A 19,571-nucleotide genomic window follows, 5' to 3' on the forward strand; every position below is an offset into this window, starting at 1 on the left:
GTCTCCACCCGCGGGATGCCGATCTTTCGCACATCCCTGTGCAACCTGTTCCAGCGCTTAACGGCAGGTGATGAATGAATGGATAAGGATGCCATTCCCGCCAGCATTTCAGGCCGTCTGGCGCAGTTCGCTAGGATCGTTCACTGCGGCGGCGCCGCGCACGGACTCCTCCAGCAGGACCGGATTGACGAATTCGATACCGGTGCGGCCATCCTCACACCAGCGCGTGGTTGCGCGCACCCGCAGCTTCTCGGTCAGGTGCACGTGGAAGAAAGTACCCACCGGCACGTTCCACAGCCCTTCGACGAGCGCCCCGGTCGACGACATGTTGCGTACCGTCGCCTCGTAGCGATGGCCGTCGTGTTCAAGGACCACGCGGCGCAGCACGGTGCGGCGTGTCGGACGGGTCGAGCGCGGCCCGTCGGCCGCGATGGTGATGCCGAGCGCCAGCCGTTGCCGCGCCTCGGCCGCGGCCAGAGGCTTGTCGTAGATATAGCCCTGGACATGGCTGCAGCCGAGCGAACGGACGAGGTCCAGCTCGTCAAGCGTCTCCACGCCCTCCGCCGTCGTCTCCATGCCCAGCGCCTCGGCCAGGCGCACGATAGAGGCGATGATCGCCCCGTTGCAGCTGCCCTTCTCGGTCGCCCCGCGCACGAAGGACTGGTCGATCTTGATCTTGTCGAACGGCGCCTTCTTCAGGTAGCCGAGCGAGGAATAGCCGGTGCCGAAGTCGTCCAGCGCCAGCCGCACCCCCAGCCGCTTGAGCGCGGCAAACATCGCGTCCGTCCCCTCGTCGTCGTTGAGGAAGACGCTTTCGGTGATTTCCAGCTCGAGCCGTTCCGCCGCGACCCCGGCCGAGGCCAGGGCGCTGGTGACGATGGCCGGCAGGGCCGGGTTGGCGAACTGCAGCGGCGAGACGTTGACCGCGACCCGCACCGGGGCCGGCCAATGCGCCAAGTCACGGCAGGCCGTGCGCAGAGCCCATTCGCCGATCTGGGCGATCATCCCGGCATCCTCGGCGATGGCGACGAACTTGGTCGGGCTCAGCCAGCCGCGCGTCGGGTGGTTCCAGCGCAGCAGGGCCTCGAAACCGGCAACCGTCTCGGACGCGGTATGGACCACCGGCTGATAGAACAATTCCAACCCGCCCTGCAGCAGCGCATCGCGCAGGTCCTGCTCGAGCTGGCGCCGCTCCTCCGCATCGGAGTGGAGGTCGGGGGCATAGAAGTGATGCCGCCCGCGTCCGCCGTCCTTGGCCGCATAGAGCGCAAGGTCGGCGTTGCGGATGATGGCCTCGCTCGTCACCCCATCGTCAGGGGCGAGCGCGATGCCCACCGAAACCCCGATCACCACACGGTGCCCGTCGATCTGGTAGGGTTCGGACAGCGTGGAGATGACCCGCTGCGCCAGCCGGCCCAGTTCCTCCCGCTCGAGCCGCCCCGGAATGATCACCTGGAACTCGTCGCCGCCGAGACGGCCAACCCGGCCCGGTGTGCCGACCACCCGCTCGAGCCGGTTCGCCACCTGCTTGAGCAAGGAGTCTCCCGCCGGGTGCCCCAAGGTATCGTTGACCTGCTTGAACCGGTCGAGGTCGAGCAGGAACACGGCGCAGGCCCGGTGCTCGGCGGCGCGGGCATTGAGCACCTTCTCCAGCGATTTCGACATCTGCAGCCGGTTCGCAAGACCGGTGAGCGAATCGTAGTGGGCCAGCCGCGTGGCATGTTCTTCCGACCGCTTGCGCTCGGTCAGGTCCGAACCGGAACCGCGAAAGCCCTGGAAATTGTCGAAATCGTCATAGACCGGCAGGCCGTTGATCGACCACCAGCGCTCTTCCTCGCTGCTCGCCGCCCGCGCCCGCAGGTTCTGGAACGAGGACCGCGCGTTGAGGTGGAACAGCAGGGTCCGCTCGCTGGCGCCCGCGTCCGTTTCCCTTGCGAACAGCTCGACGAAGGGCCGCCCGACCAGTTCGCTGGTAGGCCGGCCGACGACTTCGGCGATGGTCGGTGAGACATAGGTAATCAGCCCGCGCCGGTCAGTTTCCCAGAACCAGCCCTGCCGGGTCAGCTCATAGTCGGACAGGATCAGCTCGGCGCGCTGCTGGGCACGCTCGACCTGCTCCTGCCGCGCCTGGGCGATGCGGTTGAGCTCGATCTGACGGAACGAGATGTAGACCCCGACCCCCGCGCCGATCACCAGCGCCAGCATGGTCGCCGGCTCGAGCGTGACCACGGCATTGGCGAACCACAGCGCCAAGAGGGCCGAGATCATCGTTGGCAGGCGGCCGGAACAGAGGATCGATGCCAGGGTGCCGATCACCACCATCGCCGCCGGACCGGTCTGCCAGCCGGGCGGCCGGGCACCGGCGATCCACAGCGACATGGCCGTGCCGAAGGCGAACATCGGCATGACGACGACTGCCGCCACGATTACCCATCGCCGCGGCGTGGTCATCGCGCGGGTCCGTTCGTAGCGCCCGCCGATCGGCGAAAGCAGGGTCAACACGACCGCGGCGATCACGATCAGGCCGGTGGTCACCGGTGGGAGGGACCATGAGGCCCAGCCGTGGACCAGAACCGCGATCAGCATCGCCGGGCCCATCAGCCACCATTCGGGCGGAATCGCATGACGAGCCACGAAGCGGCGCATCCGCACCCGCGCCGTGGACGCGCGGCTACGCCCGGCGGAATCGGAGAAAGCCGCGGAAAGAGTGCTATCTCCGCCCGAATGGGGCGCACCCTCGGAATGTCGTTCAGCTTCTGCAGACCGCATGGTTCCCCTGTGGGGCCGGGGCACTTGCGAAACGGTTAAGCCAGTCCCCCGCCACCGGGCGGCGGGGCGCAAGAATAGCACTTGCGCTCGCAGCCGATTGGCGCTTGCTTGGTGGGGGCCAGTAACCACGGCCGGGAGAGCCAAGGCGTGCGTCACATCGCGATTATCGGATCCGGCCCCGCCGGTTACTATACGGCCGAAGCAGCACAGAAGCAGTGGGGAGACGATGTCCGGATCGATGTGTTTGACCGCCTGCCCGTTCCCTATGGCCTGATCCGCACCGGGGTCGCGCCGGATCACCAGTCGATCAAGGGCGTCTCGAAGCGCTACGAGGCCGTGGCGCTGTCGGAAAACGTCAGGTTCATCGGCAATATCACGATCGGCAGCGATGTTTCCGTGGCCGAACTGCAGGAGCTTTACGACGCGGTCATCCTCGCCACGGGGGCGCCGCATGACAAGTTGCTCAACCTTCCCGGCGACCAGTTGGGCAACGTATTCGGCAGCGCAGCCTTTGTCGGCTGGTACAACGGCCACCCGCAACATGCAGGACTGAACCCCGGCCTTGGCGGCGATACGGCCGTGGTCATCGGCAACGGCAATGTCGCGCTCGACGTGGCGCGGATCCTCGCCAAGACGCGCGGCGAATTCGCCGGAAGCGACATCGTCGCCCATGCGCTGGGCCAGCTCGACGGCTCGCGCCTGCGCCGCATCATCATTCTCGGCCGGCGCGGCCCGCACCAGATCATGATGACGCCCAAGGAACTGGGCGAGCTGGCGCACCTCGAACGGGCCTGCCCCCGGGTCGACCCGGCCGACCTGCCGGATGAGGGGGAGGACGTCTTTCTCGAACCCGGCCAGCGCAAATCGGTCACCCTCCTGCGCGGCTTCGCCGCGATCCCCGAATCCTACCGGGCCGATAAGCTGGTGGAGATCGAATTCGATTTCTTCGCACAGCCGCGGGGCTTCGTGGGCGAAGGCCAGGTCGCCGGGGTGGAGGTCGAGCGCACCAAGGTCGAGGCGGGCCGCGCCATCGGCACCGGTGAATTCTACGTCGTTCCCGCCGCCCTCGTGGTCGCCTGCATCGGCTACCAGACCTCGCCCATCCCGGGCGTGCCGTTCGACATCGCCGCCGGCCGCTTCGCCAACGACGAGGGGCGGATCCTGCCCGGGCTCTACTGCGTCGGCTGGGCCCGGCGCGGCCCCTCCGGCACGATCGGCACCAACCGGCCGGACGGCTTCGCCATCGTCGAGAAGATGGTCGAAGACCAGCCGCGCGAGTCTTGCAAGCGCGGCTGCGACGGTCTGGACGACCTGATCGAGGCCCGCGCCCTCAGGGTCGTGCGCTTCCGCGACTGGAAGAAGATCGAGGAGGCCGAGGCAATGGCCGCTCGCGACGGCGCCCCGCGTGAGAAATTCGTGGCGATCGAGGCGATGATCGCCGCCGCCGGGAAAGGCTGAAAAGCCTAAAAGTAAGCCGGATACCTGGGCCGGGAGCCTGAACCCCCGGCCCGACGGGTGATGCGCCCCCGTCTGAACTCATTCAGTCAATGGCCGGCCATCGTGCCGCCGCTCAGCGGCTAGGCCTTTGGCGCCATGCACACGGTTTACCGCCGCTCCCGCCAGCAAGTCCATAACGGCGCCCGGCGCGCCTACTAATTCTCTAAAAATCAATAAATTATGCCATCCATATCAGTAACAATCTGATCGGTGCAGTGCAGCACCCAGACGGAAAAGGGCCCGCCCCTCCGGGCAGGCCCTCTTAATCATTCCTGCCCGCAAGGGCTGGCCGTCAGACGCGCATCGGCATCAGCACGTAGAGTGCAGCGCTGTTGTCGTCCTGCCGGATCAGGGTCGGTGCCCCGGCATCGGCGAGGTGCAGCTCGACATTGTCGCCGTCGATCTGGCTGAGGATGTCCTTGAGGTAATTGGCGTTGAAGCCGATCTCGAAGCCGCTCGCCTTGTAGTCTGCCGGCAGTTCCTCGGCGGCCGTGCCGTTATCGGGCGAGGTCACCGAGAGGGTCACGCGGTCAGGCTCCAGCGCGATCTTGACCGCGCGGGTCTTCTCGGTGGCGATGGTCGCCACGCGGTCGACGCCTTCGTAGAACGACCGCGGATCAAGCTTGAGCAGCTTGTCGTTCCCGGTCGGGATGACGCGGTTGTAGTCCGGGAAAGTCCCGTCGATCAGCTTGGAGGTCAGCACGACCCCGTTCTCACCGCCGAGCGTGAAGCGCACCTTCGAGGCCGAAAGGTCGATCAGCACGTTGGTATCGAGCGCTTCTTCGAGCAGCTTGCGCAGCTCGGCCACGCATTTGCGCGGTACGATGACGTCGGGCATGCCCTCAGCCCCGTCGGGGCGCGCGATCGTGTAGCGGGCGAGGCGATGGCCATCGGTGGCCGCCGCCTTCAGCTCGTCATCCGTCACGTGCAGGAAGATGCCGTTCAGGTAGTAGCGGGTTTCCTCAGTGCTGATCGCGAAGCGGGTGCGGTCGATCAGTTCGGCCAGCAGGCGGGCCGGGATCTCGAAGCTGGTCGGCAGGTCGCCTTCCACGATCACCGGAAAATCATCGCGCGGCAGGGTCGGCAGCGAGAAGCGGCTGCGCCCGGCCTTGACCGCCATCCGGTTGTCGGCCGTCTCGAGGCTGACCTGCGAACCATCGGGCAGCTTGCGGGCGATGTCGAACAGCAGGTGCGCCGAAACGGTGATCGCCCCCGCTCCTTCGACCGAGACGGCGTTCATCGTCTCGACCACCTGGAGGTCAAGGTCGGTCGCCATGATCTTGACCGCGCCGGCACCCGAAGCCTCGATGAGCACGTTCGAGAGGATCGGAATGGTGTTGCGGCGCTCGACGACGGACTGGACGTGCGACAGGCACTTCAGGAGCGTCGCGCGTTCGATGGTGGCCTTCATGTGGTCTCTTGTCCCCTCGGTCGGCCAAGGCGCGGAATCGCGGCAGGGCCGTCAAGAATTCGGACCACCTGTCTTAACGCCGACAGCCCCCGCGGCAAGCATCTCGCGCCTGCAATGCCTTCAATCTGGGGATAAATGCGTGAGCTTTGTGCGTTGGCCGGATCCATACGCCGCCCGCGAGTCTTTGCTGGGTGCGCCCTTCGCCTCCGCGAAGGGCTTGCGGCACCGGCCCGCTCCCCCGGCCCGACCACCCATCAAGTGTACCCTGTGGGTGGTCGGGCCGGGGGAGCGGGCCGGTGCCGCGCACGGATCAGGCAAAAGCCTGATCCGGTCCATGCATTACTTAGCTGAACATCGCCATGCCGCCGTTCACGTGCAGGGTCTGGCCGGTCATGTAGCCGGCCTCCTTGCTGGCGAGGTAGGCCACGGCGGCGGCGATGTCCTCGCCCTCGCCCATCCGCCCCATCGGGATGCGGCTGTTGAGCGCTTCCTTCTGGGCATCGGGCAGGACTTCGGTCATGGCCGTGCGGATGAAGCCCGGGGCCACGCAGTTCACCGTGATCCCGCGGCTCGCCACTTCCTGGGCGAGGCTCTTCGACATGGCGACGAGGCCGCCCTTGGCGGCGGCATAGTTGACCTGGCCCGGATTGCCGGTCGCGCCGACCACCGAAGTCACGGTAATGATCCGGCCGAAACGGGCCTTCATCATCGGCTTGGTCGCGGCGCGCATCAGGCGGAAGGCGGCCTCGAGATTGACGCGGATCACCGCGTCCCATTCCTCGTCCTTCATCCGCATGGCGAGATTGTCGCGCGTGATCCCGGCGTTGTTGACGAGGATGTCGATCTTGCCGAGCGAATCCAGCGCCGCCGGCACCAGCTTCTCCACGTCCTCGGCGCTCGACAGGTCGCAGGTGATGGCAACGTGATCGACTTCCTGCACGTGCTGGGGCGAATGCTCGTCCAGTTCGTCACGAAATGCGCGCAGCTTGGTCGCGTTGGAGCCGGAAATGGCGAGGCGGGCGCCCTGCGCAGCGAGGCTACGGGCAATCGCCGAGCCGATCCCGCCCGAAGCGCCGGTAACAAGGGCGGTCATGCCGTGAAGATCGAACATATCCTGCTTACTCCTCAGAGGCTCTTCGCCAATTCCTCGATATCGGCCATGGTGACCACGCTGGTCACCGAGACCTCGCTCCCGGCGCTGCGGGTGATCATCGGGCCGAGCACCTTGCCACCCAGTTCAACGAACTGGGTGACGCCGGCCGCGGCCATGGCGATCGCGCTCTCGCGCCAGCGAACGCGGCCGGTCACCTGCTCGACCAGCAGGCGGCGCACTTCGGCCGGATCGCTCACGGCAGAGGCGGTGACATTGGCGAAAACCGGCACGCGCAGGGTTCCCGGCGGGGTCTTGCCCAGCGCCTCGGCCATGGCATCGGCGGCGGGCTGCATCAGCGGGCAGTGGAATGGAGCGGAGACCGGCAGCAGCACGCCGCGCTTGATCCCGTGCTCCTTGACCAGCGCCACCGCGCGCTCGATCGCCTCGCGGTGACCGGAAATCACCACCTGGGTGGGGTCGTTGTCATTGGCGACGGTGCACACCTGACCTTCGGCAGCGGCAGCGGCCAGCGCGCTCGCCTTCTCGATGTCAGCGCCCAGAAGCGCCGCCATGGCGCCCACGCCCACCGGCACGGCCGCCTGCATCGATTGCCCGCGCAGCTTGAGCAGCCGCGCCGTATCGGCCAGCGAAAAGGCACCTGCCGCGCACAGGGCGGTATATTCGCCAAGGCTGTGACCAGCCACGTAGCCGGCCTTGTCGGCCAGCGCGATGCCGCCTTCCTGCTCCAGCACGCGCAGCACGGCGATGGCATTGGCCATGATCGCGGGCTGGGCATTCTCGGTCAGGGTCAGGGCATCTTCCGGCCCTTCCTTCATGATCTGGAACAGCTTCTGGCCGAGCGCGTCGTCGACTTCCTCGAACACCGCGCGGGCCACGGCGCTCGCCTCGGCCAGTTCCACGCCCATGCCGACCTTCTGGCTACCCTGCCCCGGGAAAACGAAAGCGCGCATCGCCGCCTCTCCTTCAAAAAAGTTTGGGCGCCCTATTGCCCGGGGCTGCCAGAGGCAAGCCCGAACGGCACGATCCTGTTGGCTGCGTCATGCCCGATATCCGCCGCACCGAGAAAGGGTATCTCGCGGCGCGCACACCAGTAGCGCGCAATCTCCTCCGGCTCCGCCCCGAACGGACGGTCATTCTCCGGCACGTCGGTAACCCGCCCCAGCCGCAGCCCGGCGATACCGCCGAGATGCGCCGTGGCGTGGAAGAACAGCCGGTCGACCGAGTAGAGGTATTCGCTCACCTCCTCGACCATGACCACGTGCCGCGCCAGCCCCGGCATCAGCGGCGTGCCGCCGAGCATGGCCAGCGTGGTGAGGTTGAGCGCCACCACCGGCCGCGTTTCGCCCGCCAGCGAGGGCTCCTCGCCCGAGCGATCGCCGCTCAACCAGCCGAGCGAACGCCGCACGGCCTCATCCCCCCCGGTGCGGCGGATGTCGGTCGGCATCGGGGCATGGACCGGGCGGCCGATCCGCGCCCGGTAGAGCGCCGCCAGCAGGTAGCCCCCGTCAGAATAGCCGAGATAGGCCTTGCCCGCCGCCGCGTGATCGAGCCGGGTGATCGCTTCCTGCGCGATCCGGTTGGAACCATAGCCCCCGCGCACGAACCACACCGCATCGAAACCCGGATCATTGGCGCATTCGAGAAACGCGGCCAGCCGCTGCGCGTCCGGCCCGGCAAAATGCCCCTCCTCGGCAAAGCACTGCTCGTGAAAGTGAAGCTCCACCCCCGGATAGTCTTCCGCCAGCGCCAGCACGCGCGCCGCGTCCTCGCGGGTAAACGGAGTGGCCGGGGCACAGATGGCGACGCGGATCATGCCTCATGTCTCTAGCGCCTTTCGCCGCGCCGACAAAAGGGGGGGCAAAAGGTTGCCATCGCGCCGTCCCCCGAATAGGCCACACGGCCATGACCGCGCCCGCCTCCGATCTCACTTCACACCCCTGGTTCTTCTGCGGCATCGGCGGCTCGGGCATGTTGCCGCTGGCCCTGATCCTGCGCGGACAAGGAGCCGAAGTCGCCGGATCGGACCGCAGCCGCGACCAGAACCGCACGCCGGAAAAGTTTGAGTGGCTCGAATCGCTCGGCTTCACCCTGTTCCCGCAGGACGGCAGCGGCATCGCCAGCACCGGCCAGACCCTTGTCGCCTCGGCGGCGGTCGAAGATACCGTGCCCGAAGTGGTCCGCGCCAAGCAACTCGGCTGCGCGCGGATGAGCCGGGCCGAACTGCTCGCCGCCCTGTTCAACGCAGCGCCCGCCTCCATCGCGGTCGGCGGCACCAGCGGCAAGTCGACAGTCACTGGCATGATCGGTTGGATTTTGACCGAGACCGGGCGCGATCCCACGATCATGAACGGCGCGGTGATGAAGAACTTCGCCCGTCCCGACGCGCCCTTCGCCTCGGCACGGATCGGAAACGGCGGGCTCTTCGTGTCCGAAGTCGATGAGAGCGACGGCTCGATCGCGCTTTACCGGCCCAGCGTGGCCGTGCTTGGCAATGTCAGCCTCGATCACAAGAGCCTCGAGGAACTGCGCGCCTTGTTTGGCGATTTCCTCGCCCGCGCCAGCGTCGCGGCGGTCAATCTCGATGACGACGAAAGCGCTGCGCTCGCCAGCCGCGCGCAGGATCTGGTGACCTTCGGGATCGACAGCGCCGCCGCAGACATCGGTGTCTTCCCCGGCTCCATCGTGGAAGCGCCCACCACGCTGACCGCCACGATCGTCGATCGGCGCGACGACAGCGAGCATATGCTCGCCCTCAAGGTGCCAGGCCGCCACAACCTTGCCAATGCGCTCGCCGCGCTTGCCGCCGCCAGCGCTGCGGGGGTGCCCGTGGCCGAGGCCGTGGCCGCGCTAAGCAGCTTCGCCGGACTGGCGCGCCGCTTCGAGATCGTCGGCACCAGCGCAATGGGCGTGACCGTGATCGACGATTTCGGCCACAACCCCGACAAGGTCTCGGCCACCCTCGCCACGCTCAAGGCGCACCCGGGCCGGGTGATCGCCTTCTTCCAGCCCCACGGCTATGGCCCGCTGCGCCAGATGGGCGCCGAACTGGCGGACGTCTTCGCCCGCAAGCTTGGTGCCGACGACCGCCTGATCCTGTGCGACCCCGTCTATTTCGGCGGCACGGTCGACCGTTCGGTCGGCAGCGAGCGGATCGTGGAACTGGTCAACAGCGCCGGGGGCAATGCCCTCCACGTTCCGGCAAGGGATGATGTGCCTGCCGTGATCGCCGCCATGGCCCGCCCCGGAGACCGCGTGGTGATCATGGGCGCGCGCGACGATACGCTGACCCTGTTCGCCAAGGGCCTGCTCGCCGCGCTCTAGAGCCGCCCGCCCTGAACGAAGGTCTGGGCCGAACGCCGCAGCAGTTCGTGGTCGCCCGGCAGGCGGCTGCGCTCGTCGAGCCGGCGCGTGGCCATGATGGCGCGCTGGTCCAGCGGGTCGAAGAAGGACAGGCCGCACTGGTGCGCGTCATGCCAGATGATCACGCCGAAGGCCTCGCGGTCACCCCACTGCAGGACTGCCTCCTGCCGCTCGCGCAGCGCGAAGTTCCGCCCGATCACCCGCGCCCCGCCCGAAGAGACGTCGGCCAGCACGGCGCGGGCCGTCCCGTCGAGCGTGATCAGCCGCGCCTCGAGCCGCACCCGCAGCCGGGCGTCACGGCGGCGGCCGATCATGGCTTCGGAAAAGGCGGGAACGGGCAGGTTCATGGCCCGGCGAACATGGCACGGCGCCCCATACCGGAGCACCAACTGACCCATACGGACTTACCCGTAACCCGCCCGTCCCCACCCCTTCGCGCTTGCATTCCCCCCGGCTTTCGCTAAGGGCCGCCACTTCCGCGGCGCCTTTTCAGGATTCGCGGGAATTTGAAGAAAGCCGGAGGGGCCCCGCAATCCCGCGGACAAGCCAGCGATCGGTTAGACAGATAAAGGAAGCTGCCGTGGCTCTTTACGAGCACGTGTTCCTGGCGCGCCAGGATCTCAGCCAGTCGCAGGTTGATGCGCTGGCGGCCACCGCGACGGAAATCGTCGAATCCAATGGTGGCAAGGTCACGAAGACCGAAACCTGGGGCCTCAAGGGCCTCGCCTACAAGATCAAGCGCAACCGCAAGGCGCACTTCGTCCTCCTCAACATCGAGGCCGGCGGCGACGTGATTGCCGAGCTGGAGCGCCAGACCCAGATCAACGAAGACGTGATCCGCTACATGTCGGTCCGCGTTGACGAGCACGAGGGCGGCCCGTCCGTCCAGATGCGCAAGAACGACCGCGAGCGCAGCCGTCGCCGCGAACGCGAGGAGGCTTGATCCATGGCTCGTCCGTTTTTCCGCCGCCGCAAGTCCTGCCCGTTCTCGGGCAAGAACTCGCCGAAGATCGACTACAAGGACGTGCGCCTGCTGCAGGGCTTCATGTCCGAGCGTGGCAAGATCGTGCCTTCGCGCATCACCGCCGTTTCGGCCAAGAAGCAGCGTGAGCTGTCGCAGGCCATCAAGCGCGCCCGTCACCTGGGCCTGCTGCCCTACCTCGTGAAGTAAGGAGGCATCCCCATGGAAATCATCCTCCTCGAACGCATCGAGAAGCTGGGTTCGATCGGCGACGTGGTCAACGTCAAGGACGGTTACGCCCGTAACTTCCTGCTGCCCAACAAGAAGGCCCTGCGCGCCAACGAGGCGAACCGCAAGGTGTTCGAAGCCAACCGCGCCAAGATCGAGGCCGACAACGCCGCCCGCCGTGCGGACGCCGAAGTCGATTCGAAGGGCGTCGAAGGCAAGCAGGTCGTCCTGATCCGCGCCTCGTCCAACGCCGGCCAGCTTTACGGGTCGGTTTCGGTCCGTGACATCGCCGACGCCCTCAACGCCGATGGCGCCAAGGTGACCAAGGCGATGATCGTGCTGGAACGCCCGATCAAGACCATCGGCGTGTTCGACGTTCGCGTCGCGCTGCACCCGGAAGTCTCGGTTGGCGTCAAGGTCAACGTCGCCCGCTCGCCCGACGAAGCCGAACTGCAGTCGCAGGGCGTCAACGTCATCGACGCGATGTTCGACACCGAGTCCGCCGGCTTCACCGAAGCCTACGATCCCAACGCGGAACCGGGCGAAATCCCGGCCGACCTGCTCGAAGACGCCCCGGAAGCCGAGGCCTGAGCAGCTCTCCCCGCTAACGGGTAACGAAAAGGCCCCCTTCCACGCGGAAGGGGGCCTTTTTCGTGGGTCAGTGCATTTTAGAACGGATCAGCGAACCGGCCCGCTCACGATCCCCGTGGCCACCACCGGGGCAGCCGCAGCACCCGGCGCCGGGGTCAGGGCGGCGATCTGCAACACCTTGCCGTGAACCCAGGTCATGCCCACGCCGTAGGTCACCACCGGCGTGAACTGCGGCGCGCCAACGCCGGATTCGTAAACCCGGTCGGAATGCTCGGGCAGCAGCCAGAAATGCTCGCCCACCCGCACCAGCAGAGCCACCGACTCCCGCCCGCGCGCGCCGGCATAGGCGCCGGCGCCGAACCAGCCGGTGGTCAGGTAAAGATCGCGGTCGGGAATGCCGAGGCGGCGCAGCGCTTCCATCTTGGCGATCGCGACGTCGAAGCAGTCGCCAAGCCCGCGCGCCAAGGTTTCCTGCGCAGGGGCCCAGTAGCCATCGTCAGAACAGTTGGTCGCCTGGGCACCATTGCGGATCGTCCGGTTGACCGAGGCTTGGACATAGCCGATCGCCTGCTCGGTCGAGAGCGTCCATGCGCCCTCCATCATCCGGTCAAGCCCGGGCTGGTTGAGCGAGGCGCGCATGACCTTCGCCCAGCGGGTCGAGGTCGGCTTGGCCCGCACCGGCAGGGCCACGGTTCCGAACACGTTCGGCCCCACCGGGCGCACGGCTTCAGGCACGGCGATGGCCGGCATGGCCCAGCGGGTAACGACTTCGCCCCCGGCAATCCGCGCCACCACGGGGCCAGCGGATATTGGCGTATCGGCAACGGCCTGCGCGCCGCCAGCAAGGGCTGCGGCAATAGTGATGGCCGCACGGCACAGCCGTGTCAGGTTCTTGCGATGGACCCCCTCCCCGGGTGCCCCCAAAACAATTGATCCCACTGGTTCTGACCCGTCCCGTTTTTTTCTGTTTACTATATTCTAATTTGCGCCTCAATCCCGCCGGTTCCCGCACAGATCGCACGCTGGCGGCGCTTCGGCGCGCTTTTGCCTCCTGAAGGTCAGCCAGATACCGTATTTGAAGTGCGGGCCGTCCTCAGATAGCCTGAGGCCATGCAATCGATCGAATCCATCGTCGCCAGCCTCGAGACCATCTATGCCGAGGCTGTTTCCACCCTGCGTTCGGACATTGCCGCCTTCGTCGAACGCGGCGCCCTGCCCCCGGCCCAGCGCCGGGCCGAGCGGGCGTGGTGCTATCCCGAACTACGCATCACATATACCGGCCAAGAAACCCGGCCCGACCTCGCCCGCGCCTTCGGCCGCCTCAGCCAGACCGGCACCTATGCCTGCACGGTCACGCGCCCGGCGCTCTTCGCCGGCTATCTCGCCGAGCAGCTCTCGCTACTGGCCGACGATTACATGATCGAGATCACGGTCGGCCGCTCCACCCAGGAAATCCCCTTCCCTTACGTGATCGACGCCAGCAGCGGCCTCGGCCGGGTCAGCCCGCTCGAACTGGCACGCCTGTTCCCGACCACGGAACTGGCGATGATCGGCGACGAACTGGCCGACGGCGACCCGCCCTCGGCCGACTATGGCGACACCCTCCCCCTGGCCCTGTTCGACGGGCTGCGCACCGATTTCAGCCTCGCCCGCCTCGCCCACTATACCGGCACGGCGCCCGAGCACTTCCAGCGCTACATCCTGTTCACCAACTACCACCGCTACGTCGATGAATTCGTCGACTGGGCGGGGCGCAAGCTCGGCACGGGCGGCTATGTTGCCCTGTCGGGCGCGGGCGGGCTCTATCTCGACGCGCCGACCGAAAACGCCCGCGCCCGCCTGTCCGACACCGCCTGGCGCCGCCACCAGATGCCGGCCTACCACCTCGTCGGCGCGGACGGCCTCGGCATCAGCCTCGTAAACATCGGCGTCGGCCCGTCCAACGCCAAGACGATCTGCGACCACCTCGCCGTCCTGCGCCCCGAGGCCTGGTTGATGATCGGCCACTGCGGCGGCCTGCGCGATACGCAGCGCATCGGCGACTATGTCCTGGCCCATGCCTACCTGCGCGACGATCACGTGCTCGACGATGTGCTGCCGCCCGAAATTCCGGTCCCGGCCATCGCCGAGGTCCAGGTCGCGCTCGCCCGCGCGGCCGAACTAGTCAGCGGCGATACCGGCGCCAACCTCAAGAAGCGGATGCGCACCGGCACGGTCGTCACCACCGACGATCGCAACTGGGAACTGCGCTACACCCAGTCGGCCCGCCGCCTCTCGCTCAGCCGCGCGGTCGGGATCGACATGGAAAGCGCTACGATCGCCGCGCAGGGCTACCGCTTCCGCGTGCCTTACGGCACCCTGCTCTGCGTGTCGGACAAGCCGCTTCACGGCGAAATCAAGCTGCCAGGGCAAGCCAACCGCTTCTACGAGGAAGCGATCGGCGCCCACCTTGCGATCGGCACCACCGCCTGCGAGCTGCTCCGCGCGGAAGGCCCTCGCCTCCACTCCCGCAAACTGCGCGCGTTTAACGAACCGCCGTTCCGCTAACACGGCTGCGACGCCGGTAACGAACCGCCGTTCTGCTGACGCGGCTGCGGCACCGGTAACGAGCCTTCGTTCCGCTGATGTGGCTGCGGCAGTCCGTCAATTCTTCGCGCCGGCCACGATCCCCGTCAGGTAGATCTGGCCCGGCGCGATGCTCGCTCCGGCATAGGGGTCGGGGTTCACGTGAGCGATCATGAACGAATAGCCCACTTCCGCCGCATTGGGCCCGTAAAACGACCCGAAGAATGATCCGCTGCCAAATGTCGGCGAGTTCGAGGTGAAGGTCCCGTCGAAATGGTCGGCATTGATGGTTCCCGCGCCGTTGTAGGTGGCGTTGGGCCAGGACAGCTGCAGTGTGGTCGCCACGCTGCCCGCCGCAAAATCGGCGCTGAACGTCGCCAGCCCGGTCACGCCCTGCATCGTCACCGGCGCATAGGTCCCACTCAGCGCCGTGGCCCGCACGGTGGTCGCATAGCTCGCCGTACCGGTGTGCGGCATGGCGGTCCCGGTCGGCTCGCCGAACGTGAAATAGGCCGTCCGGGTCGTTTCCGGAGAAGTCTGAACCGTGTCCCACTGCGCGAAGCTGCTGTAAGTGAGGGTGATCGGCGGCGTTCCCGCAATCCCGCTGCGCAGGTTGCCATAAGCGGTAAGGGTATCGGTCCGCCCTGCGGATTGGAGAACATACTTGTCGGCATAGCCCGTGGCCGTCACCCTGTCGGCTGCTGTGAACGAGGCCGACCCGCTCTGGTCGGTAACCGTGTAGGTCCCCGAAACGGCATTGTAGGCAAAGGTGTTGGCGCTGGTGCGCCCCGTGGCCCCGGCCTCGTCGATCACCGCCGTGCTTGAGGTGAAAATCCCGTCGCCCACGTGCCCGCGATAGCCCGATCGGGCCGTCGTCGCGGCATAGCTGGCATTCTGCGTCATCGGAAAAGGCGGAGCGGGCAGCGCCGATGCGGGAGCAGGGGCGCTGGCCACCGCGCCACCGCCCCCGCCGCATCCGCCGAGCAATGCCGCCAGTCCGCCGGAAATGGCCAATGCCATGATCCCGGGCCGCGATCGCGGGGCTGAATAAGTCATCGCATCTCTCGCATCATCAAGCTGCCGCCGGGCAACAATTTCAGTACTTGTTGATGGACGAGGCCGAATTAGCAATCCCTGCGGACGCCAAATTATCAAGAATTATCAGTAATAAAATTCATTTCCGATCATTCATTTGCAAGCCGCTGGCACCTGTCACACCCGCATCGCCCTTACCCACATCTGCTGTACCCCGGGCTCCAGCTCGATGTCGTAGCGATTGGCAAAGGTCAGCGTTCCGTCCTCGGCGATGCGGAACAGGCTGAGCCCGGCCGGGGTCACCGTCTCCTCCCCGTCCTTCACCTCGCTCATCGCCGCCAGACAGGCCGCAATCAGCACCTTGCCCGAAGGGTCGATCGTGAAGGCCCGAACGTGGAAGCCATGCGGGTCGGCGAACTGGATCGGCCGCGGCTCCCCGGTCGTCTGGTCGATAGCGAAGACCGCGATGTTGTTCTCGCCCGCCGTGAAGGGAAAAGCCCCGACCGGGCTCGTCGTCGCGCTGACCCGGTTCGAGGCATAGACCACGTTGCCCTTGGGATGGACGTGGATCGCCCCTGCCACCTGCACCACGCCGGGCACCATCGGCGCCTTGGTGCAGGGGATGGCATAGGCCGGCTGAGCCGAGGGCATGTCGCCCGAAAGCCGGTGCATGTGCAGCTGGTTCTGCAGTTCGACCAGCACGTAGAGCCACGGCTTGTTCGGATGGAAATCAAGGTGACGCGGGCCATAGCCATAGCCGTGATCGCCGCCGACCTCGATGCTGGCCCAGTTCGACAGGTGCCCGTTGGCAAAGTGGAACAGCTTGATCGCCCCCGGGTCACCCTTGGGCTTGCCGGGCGAGGGATTGTTGCCTCGGCTCGGCACGATCACCGCGCGGTTGGACGGCGTGGCCAGGATCTGGTGCGTGAACACGCCCACATCGAGCTCGTCCGGCTGCACGATTTCCGGCCCCACCATTCCATCCGGCTCGATCCGGTGGACCGAGACATGACCCGGCGCATTGTAGGCGCACAGGATGAAGCGCCCGCCGCGATCAACGCTGACGTTGATCGGTCGCTGGCGCAGTCGCTGCGGCTCGCCGTGACGCATGAGATCGCCCGCGCCATCTGGCCGCAGCGCGAACAGGAAGTGCCCCGATCCGGTGATCCCCTTCGCCCCGCGTTCGGAATCGGTCGTGGCCACGTAAAGGCAGGGTTGCGACGGATGCGGCCAGCCATACTGCACCACCGACGGCAGGACGAGTGACCCGCGCTCGATCAGCGCTGCCCGCTCAACATCAAGCTCCCAGTGCGTGAGCGTGTTGCCGACCGAGTTGTAGACCACGTCACGCATCTTGCGCCCCGCGCCCAGCACCGGCTCGCCGGCCACGGCCGCCAGCGCCGCCGCGCCCAGGCCGCGGTTGAAGTCCCGCCTGTCCATCCATGATCCCTTGCCTCTTGTTCGGGCAGGAAAACGGCAGTCCGGGCCGGGATTGTCAACACGATCGGAAGCGATCTTATCGCCCTGCGCAGCCTTACTCGTCGAGGAAGGCCACGATCTCCTCAGCCAGCTGGCGCATGGTGACCGAACTCATGTGCGTGCCAGGGATCGGCGCATAGCGCGCATTGGGCAGGACTTCCGCCAGCTCCTCGGGTGAGCCATTGTCGTCGTCTTCGGTCCCGCAGATAAGGAGGGTGGGCATGGTCGCATCCGAGAAATCGTCGATCCGCGCCCCCGCGAAGGATTGCAGCAGCAGCTTGCTGGAAACGAGATCGACCTTGGTCGACTTCATGAAGTTCTGCGCGAAATAGGCCGGATCGTCGCGCGGGATCGTGCCATAACGCTCGATCACGTCGAGGAAGAAGTCGGTCCGCTGCTTCCACCGCTGCAGCCCGCCCAGCCCCATGCCGCACAGGATCAGCTTGCCCGGCTCCAGCCCTGCCTGGGTCACCCCGCGCAGCGCCGTGCGCGCGCCGAGCGAAAACCCGCACAGGTCATAGTCGCTGATCGCAAGGTCTGCGAGCACTGCCTTGAGATCCTGCACCAGCACGTCGTGCGGATAGGCCGCGGCGGTCTGCGGCCGGGCGCTCTGCCCATGGGCGCGCAGGTCGGGCATGATCACGTCGAACCCGGCCTCGGCCACTTTCTGCGCCGTGCCATACTTGATCCAGTTGATCTCGGCGTTGGAAAACAGCCCGTGCAGCAGGATCACCGGCCGCCCGGCGCCCATCCGGTGCACCGCCAGCTTCTCCCCGTCGAACCCGGGGACGAACGAAACATCAATATCCAAGTGGCCTCAACTCAGCAGCTTCCAACCCGAAACCAGCAGCACCGCCGCCAGCGCGGGGCGCAGGATATGATCGGGCGAGCGCGAGGACAACAGGCTGCCGGCGATAACCCCGGGGATCGAGCCCATCAGCAGGTTGAGCAGCAGGGTCGTATCCACCCCGCCGATCAGCCAGTGGCCCATGCCCGCCACCAGCGTCAGCGGCACGGCATGGGCGATGTCGCTGCCCACGATCCGCGAAACGCGCAGGCCCGGATAGAGCATGAGCAGGGCCGTCACCCCGATCGCCCCGGCGCCGACCGAGGAAATGGTCACCGCCACGCCCAGCACCACGCCCAGGGCAATGGTCGGCCAGAGCGATTCGCTCTCATCGAGCCGCTCGTGCGTCTTGGCGAAGACCGCCAGCTGCTTCTGGAACAGGGTGGCCACGGCCGTCACCAGCAACATGCAGCCCAGCACGAGCAGGATGATGTGGCCGGTCTCCTTGCCCAGCTTGCCGAAGTAGGACACGCCGATCAGGGTCACGATCGCCGCCGGGACCGAGCCCGAGGCCAGCCGGCGCACGATCTTCCAGTCCACCGTGGCGTTCCAGCCGTGCACGGCCGATCCGGCGACCTTGGTCGTCGCGGCGAACAACAGGTCGGTGCCCACGGCCGTGCCGGGGCTTACGCCGAACAGCAGTACGAGAATCGGCGTCATCAGCGATCCGCCGCCCACGCCGGTCAGGCCGACGAGGAAACCCACCAGCAGGCCCGCCACGCCGTGCAGGAAATCGAGATGTGCGAGCATAGGTCTCCTGCAGTCGCGCGGACGCGTCCTGTTATTGGTCTGCGGGCGGCTTATCGGGCGGCGGCGGCGGCCGCAAGATAGAATCTCTATCGCATGACTTGAGATTGAATTGCGCTCGGCCCGTTCCCAACCCGCCCCGCCGCGCAGGCTGGAACGGTCCCTCCGGAGCCTCGTTTGGCTCCGGTAAACGGGAGAGATCAATGGAGTATCTCATGAACCGCAATCCGATTTCGAAGATCATGTTCTCCGCCGGCGCGCTCGCGCTCGTCCTCTCCTCGCCGGCCATGGCCGCCAGCAAGAAGGACCGCGCGCGCGAGGCGATCGCCGCCGCCCAGGCCAAGGTCGAGAGTGCCCGCAACGTCGGCGCCGGCTCGGCCGTCCCGGCAGGCCTCGCCTCGGCCCAGGCCGAATTGCTGCGCGCCCGCGAAGCCTCCAACGCCGGCCATCAGGACGAGGCGATCCAGATGGCGATCCACGCCCAGGCCATGGCCGACACCGCGATGGGCGCCGCCCAGCGCCAGAAGGACGATGCCGCGCTCGCCAACCGGGCTGCGGCGCGCGATCAGGTCGACGCCGCGCAGCAGCAGGCCGCCGCGGCCCAGCAGCAGGCGGCCGAGGCCAATGCCCGCGCCGATGCCGCGAGCCAGGCCGCGCAGGTCTCGGCCCAGCAGGCCGCCGCCGCTCAGGCCGCCGCTGCCGCGGCTACCGCACCCAAGCCGCCGACACAGGTGGAAACCACCGTGACGACCGCTCAGGCGGCCCCGGTTCGCACGGTCACAACCGCGCGCGCCGCCACCGTGCGCAAGGCGCCGGTTCGCAAGCGCACGATCACCCGCCGCACGACGCGCGCAGCCCCGGCCACGACCGTGACCAGGACCACCACCCGGGTGACCACGCAGCAATAACGACCACCCCTAAGCAAAAGAACCCGGCCTGCTGCATCGCAGGCCGGGTTCTTTTTCAC

The 19,571-nt window shown here is 67.0% G+C and carries 18 protein-coding genes; 7 read left to right on the forward strand and 11 right to left on the reverse strand.

Annotated features, from left to right (window positions below; translation table 11 throughout):
- Positions 1 to 108: 108 nt before the first annotated feature.
- Positions 109 to 2,598 carry an EAL domain-containing protein gene (locus H7F51_RS17690; RefSeq protein WP_425491052.1) on the reverse strand — a complete coding sequence of 830 codons (2,490 nt, stop codon included), beginning with the start codon at positions 2,596 to 2,598 and terminating at the stop codon, positions 109 to 111.
- Between the two features lie 318 nt (positions 2,599 to 2,916).
- On the opposite strand from H7F51_RS17690, the gene H7F51_RS17695 reads away from it, so the two are divergent.
- Positions 2,917 to 4,227, forward strand: a complete 1,311-nt coding sequence (locus tag H7F51_RS17695) for an FAD-dependent oxidoreductase (protein WP_185665654.1) — start codon at positions 2,917 to 2,919, stop codon at positions 4,225 to 4,227.
- A gap of 331 nt (positions 4,228 to 4,558) precedes the next feature.
- On the opposite strand, the gene dnaN is transcribed toward H7F51_RS17695, so the two are convergent.
- The 4 genes from dnaN to H7F51_RS17715 form a co-directional block, all read right to left on the reverse strand.
- On the reverse strand, positions 4,559 to 5,677 hold the full coding sequence (gene dnaN, locus H7F51_RS17700) for a DNA polymerase III subunit beta (protein ID WP_185665655.1): 1,119 nt from the start codon (positions 5,675 to 5,677) through the stop codon (positions 4,559 to 4,561).
- Between the two features lie 343 nt (positions 5,678 to 6,020).
- Positions 6,021 to 6,788 carry a 3-oxoacyl-[acyl-carrier-protein] reductase gene (gene fabG, locus H7F51_RS17705; RefSeq protein WP_185665656.1) on the reverse strand — a complete coding sequence of 256 codons (768 nt, stop codon included), beginning with the start codon at positions 6,786 to 6,788 and terminating at the stop codon, positions 6,021 to 6,023.
- Positions 6,789 to 6,802: 14 nt separating this feature from the next.
- Entirely contained in the window at positions 6,803 to 7,741 is a 939-nt protein-coding gene (gene fabD / locus H7F51_RS17710; protein WP_185665657.1) for an ACP S-malonyltransferase, read from the reverse strand.
- A gap of 32 nt (positions 7,742 to 7,773) precedes the next feature.
- Positions 7,774 to 8,604, reverse strand: a complete 831-nt coding sequence (locus tag H7F51_RS17715) for an LD-carboxypeptidase (protein WP_185665658.1) — start codon at positions 8,602 to 8,604, stop codon at positions 7,774 to 7,776.
- An 89-nt stretch (positions 8,605 to 8,693) separates the two neighbouring features.
- On the opposite strand from H7F51_RS17715, the gene H7F51_RS17720 reads away from it, so the two are divergent.
- On the forward strand, positions 8,694 to 10,112 hold the full coding sequence (locus H7F51_RS17720) for a glutamate ligase domain-containing protein (protein ID WP_185665659.1): 1,419 nt from the start codon (positions 8,694 to 8,696) through the stop codon (positions 10,110 to 10,112).
- Here the strand turns inward: H7F51_RS17720 and H7F51_RS17725 are convergent.
- Positions 10,109 to 10,498 (reverse strand): PilZ domain-containing protein, encoded by a 390-nt coding sequence (locus H7F51_RS17725; protein ID WP_185665660.1) that lies wholly within the window; start codon positions 10,496 to 10,498, stop codon positions 10,109 to 10,111. The genes H7F51_RS17720 and H7F51_RS17725 overlap by 4 nt on opposite strands.
- A gap of 233 nt (positions 10,499 to 10,731) precedes the next feature.
- On the opposite strand from H7F51_RS17725, the gene rpsF reads away from it, so the two are divergent.
- From rpsF to rplI, 3 genes are read left to right on the forward strand one after another with little or no spacing between them, the layout of a single operon-like run.
- Positions 10,732 to 11,094, forward strand: coding sequence for a 30S ribosomal protein S6 (rpsF, locus tag H7F51_RS17730; RefSeq protein ID WP_185665661.1), 363 nt, complete (start codon positions 10,732 to 10,734; stop codon positions 11,092 to 11,094).
- A gap of 3 nt (positions 11,095 to 11,097) precedes the next feature.
- Complete coding sequence (gene rpsR / locus H7F51_RS17735) at positions 11,098 to 11,322, forward strand: 30S ribosomal protein S18 (RefSeq protein ID WP_185665662.1); 225 nt, start codon at positions 11,098 to 11,100, stop codon at positions 11,320 to 11,322.
- Between the two features lie 12 nt (positions 11,323 to 11,334).
- Positions 11,335 to 11,931, forward strand: a complete 597-nt coding sequence (gene rplI, locus H7F51_RS17740) for a 50S ribosomal protein L9 (protein ID WP_185665663.1) — start codon at positions 11,335 to 11,337, stop codon at positions 11,929 to 11,931.
- A gap of 87 nt (positions 11,932 to 12,018) precedes the next feature.
- On the opposite strand, the gene H7F51_RS17745 is transcribed toward rplI, so the two are convergent.
- Complete coding sequence (locus H7F51_RS17745) at positions 12,019 to 12,855, reverse strand: transglutaminase-like cysteine peptidase (protein ID WP_185665664.1); 837 nt, start codon at positions 12,853 to 12,855, stop codon at positions 12,019 to 12,021.
- Positions 12,856 to 13,041: 186 nt separating this feature from the next.
- Here H7F51_RS17745 and H7F51_RS17750 point away from each other — a divergent pair, with 186 nt between their 5' ends.
- Complete coding sequence (locus H7F51_RS17750; RefSeq protein WP_185665665.1) at positions 13,042 to 14,478, forward strand: AMP nucleosidase; 1,437 nt, start codon at positions 13,042 to 13,044, stop codon at positions 14,476 to 14,478.
- A 96-nt stretch (positions 14,479 to 14,574) separates the two neighbouring features.
- Here H7F51_RS17750 and H7F51_RS17755 read toward each other — a convergent pair whose 3' ends face one another.
- From H7F51_RS17755 to H7F51_RS17770, 4 genes are all read right to left on the reverse strand, one after another.
- Positions 14,575 to 15,552, reverse strand: coding sequence for a transferrin-binding protein-like solute binding protein (locus H7F51_RS17755; protein WP_221774221.1), 978 nt, complete (start codon positions 15,550 to 15,552; stop codon positions 14,575 to 14,577).
- 156 nt (positions 15,553 to 15,708) lie between these two features.
- Positions 15,709 to 16,971, reverse strand: a complete 1,263-nt coding sequence (locus tag H7F51_RS17760) for a lactonase family protein (RefSeq protein ID WP_185665667.1) — start codon at positions 16,969 to 16,971, stop codon at positions 15,709 to 15,711.
- A 94-nt stretch (positions 16,972 to 17,065) separates the two neighbouring features.
- A complete protein-coding gene (locus H7F51_RS17765) occupies positions 17,066 to 17,821 on the reverse strand; it encodes an alpha/beta fold hydrolase (RefSeq protein WP_343061329.1) in 756 nt (251 codons plus the stop codon).
- Positions 17,822 to 17,827: 6 nt separating this feature from the next.
- Entirely contained in the window at positions 17,828 to 18,607 is a 780-nt protein-coding gene (locus tag H7F51_RS17770) for a sulfite exporter TauE/SafE family protein (RefSeq protein WP_185665668.1), read from the reverse strand.
- A 212-nt stretch (positions 18,608 to 18,819) separates the two neighbouring features.
- Here H7F51_RS17770 and H7F51_RS17775 point away from each other — a divergent pair, with 212 nt between their 5' ends.
- On the forward strand, positions 18,820 to 19,512 hold the full coding sequence (locus H7F51_RS17775; RefSeq protein WP_185665669.1) for a hypothetical protein: 693 nt from the start codon (positions 18,820 to 18,822) through the stop codon (positions 19,510 to 19,512).
- Positions 19,513 to 19,571 lie beyond the last annotated feature (59 nt).

This window comes from Novosphingobium flavum (genome assembly GCF_014230315.1).
Taxonomy (GTDB): domain Bacteria; phylum Pseudomonadota; class Alphaproteobacteria; order Sphingomonadales; family Sphingomonadaceae; genus Novosphingobium; species Novosphingobium flavum.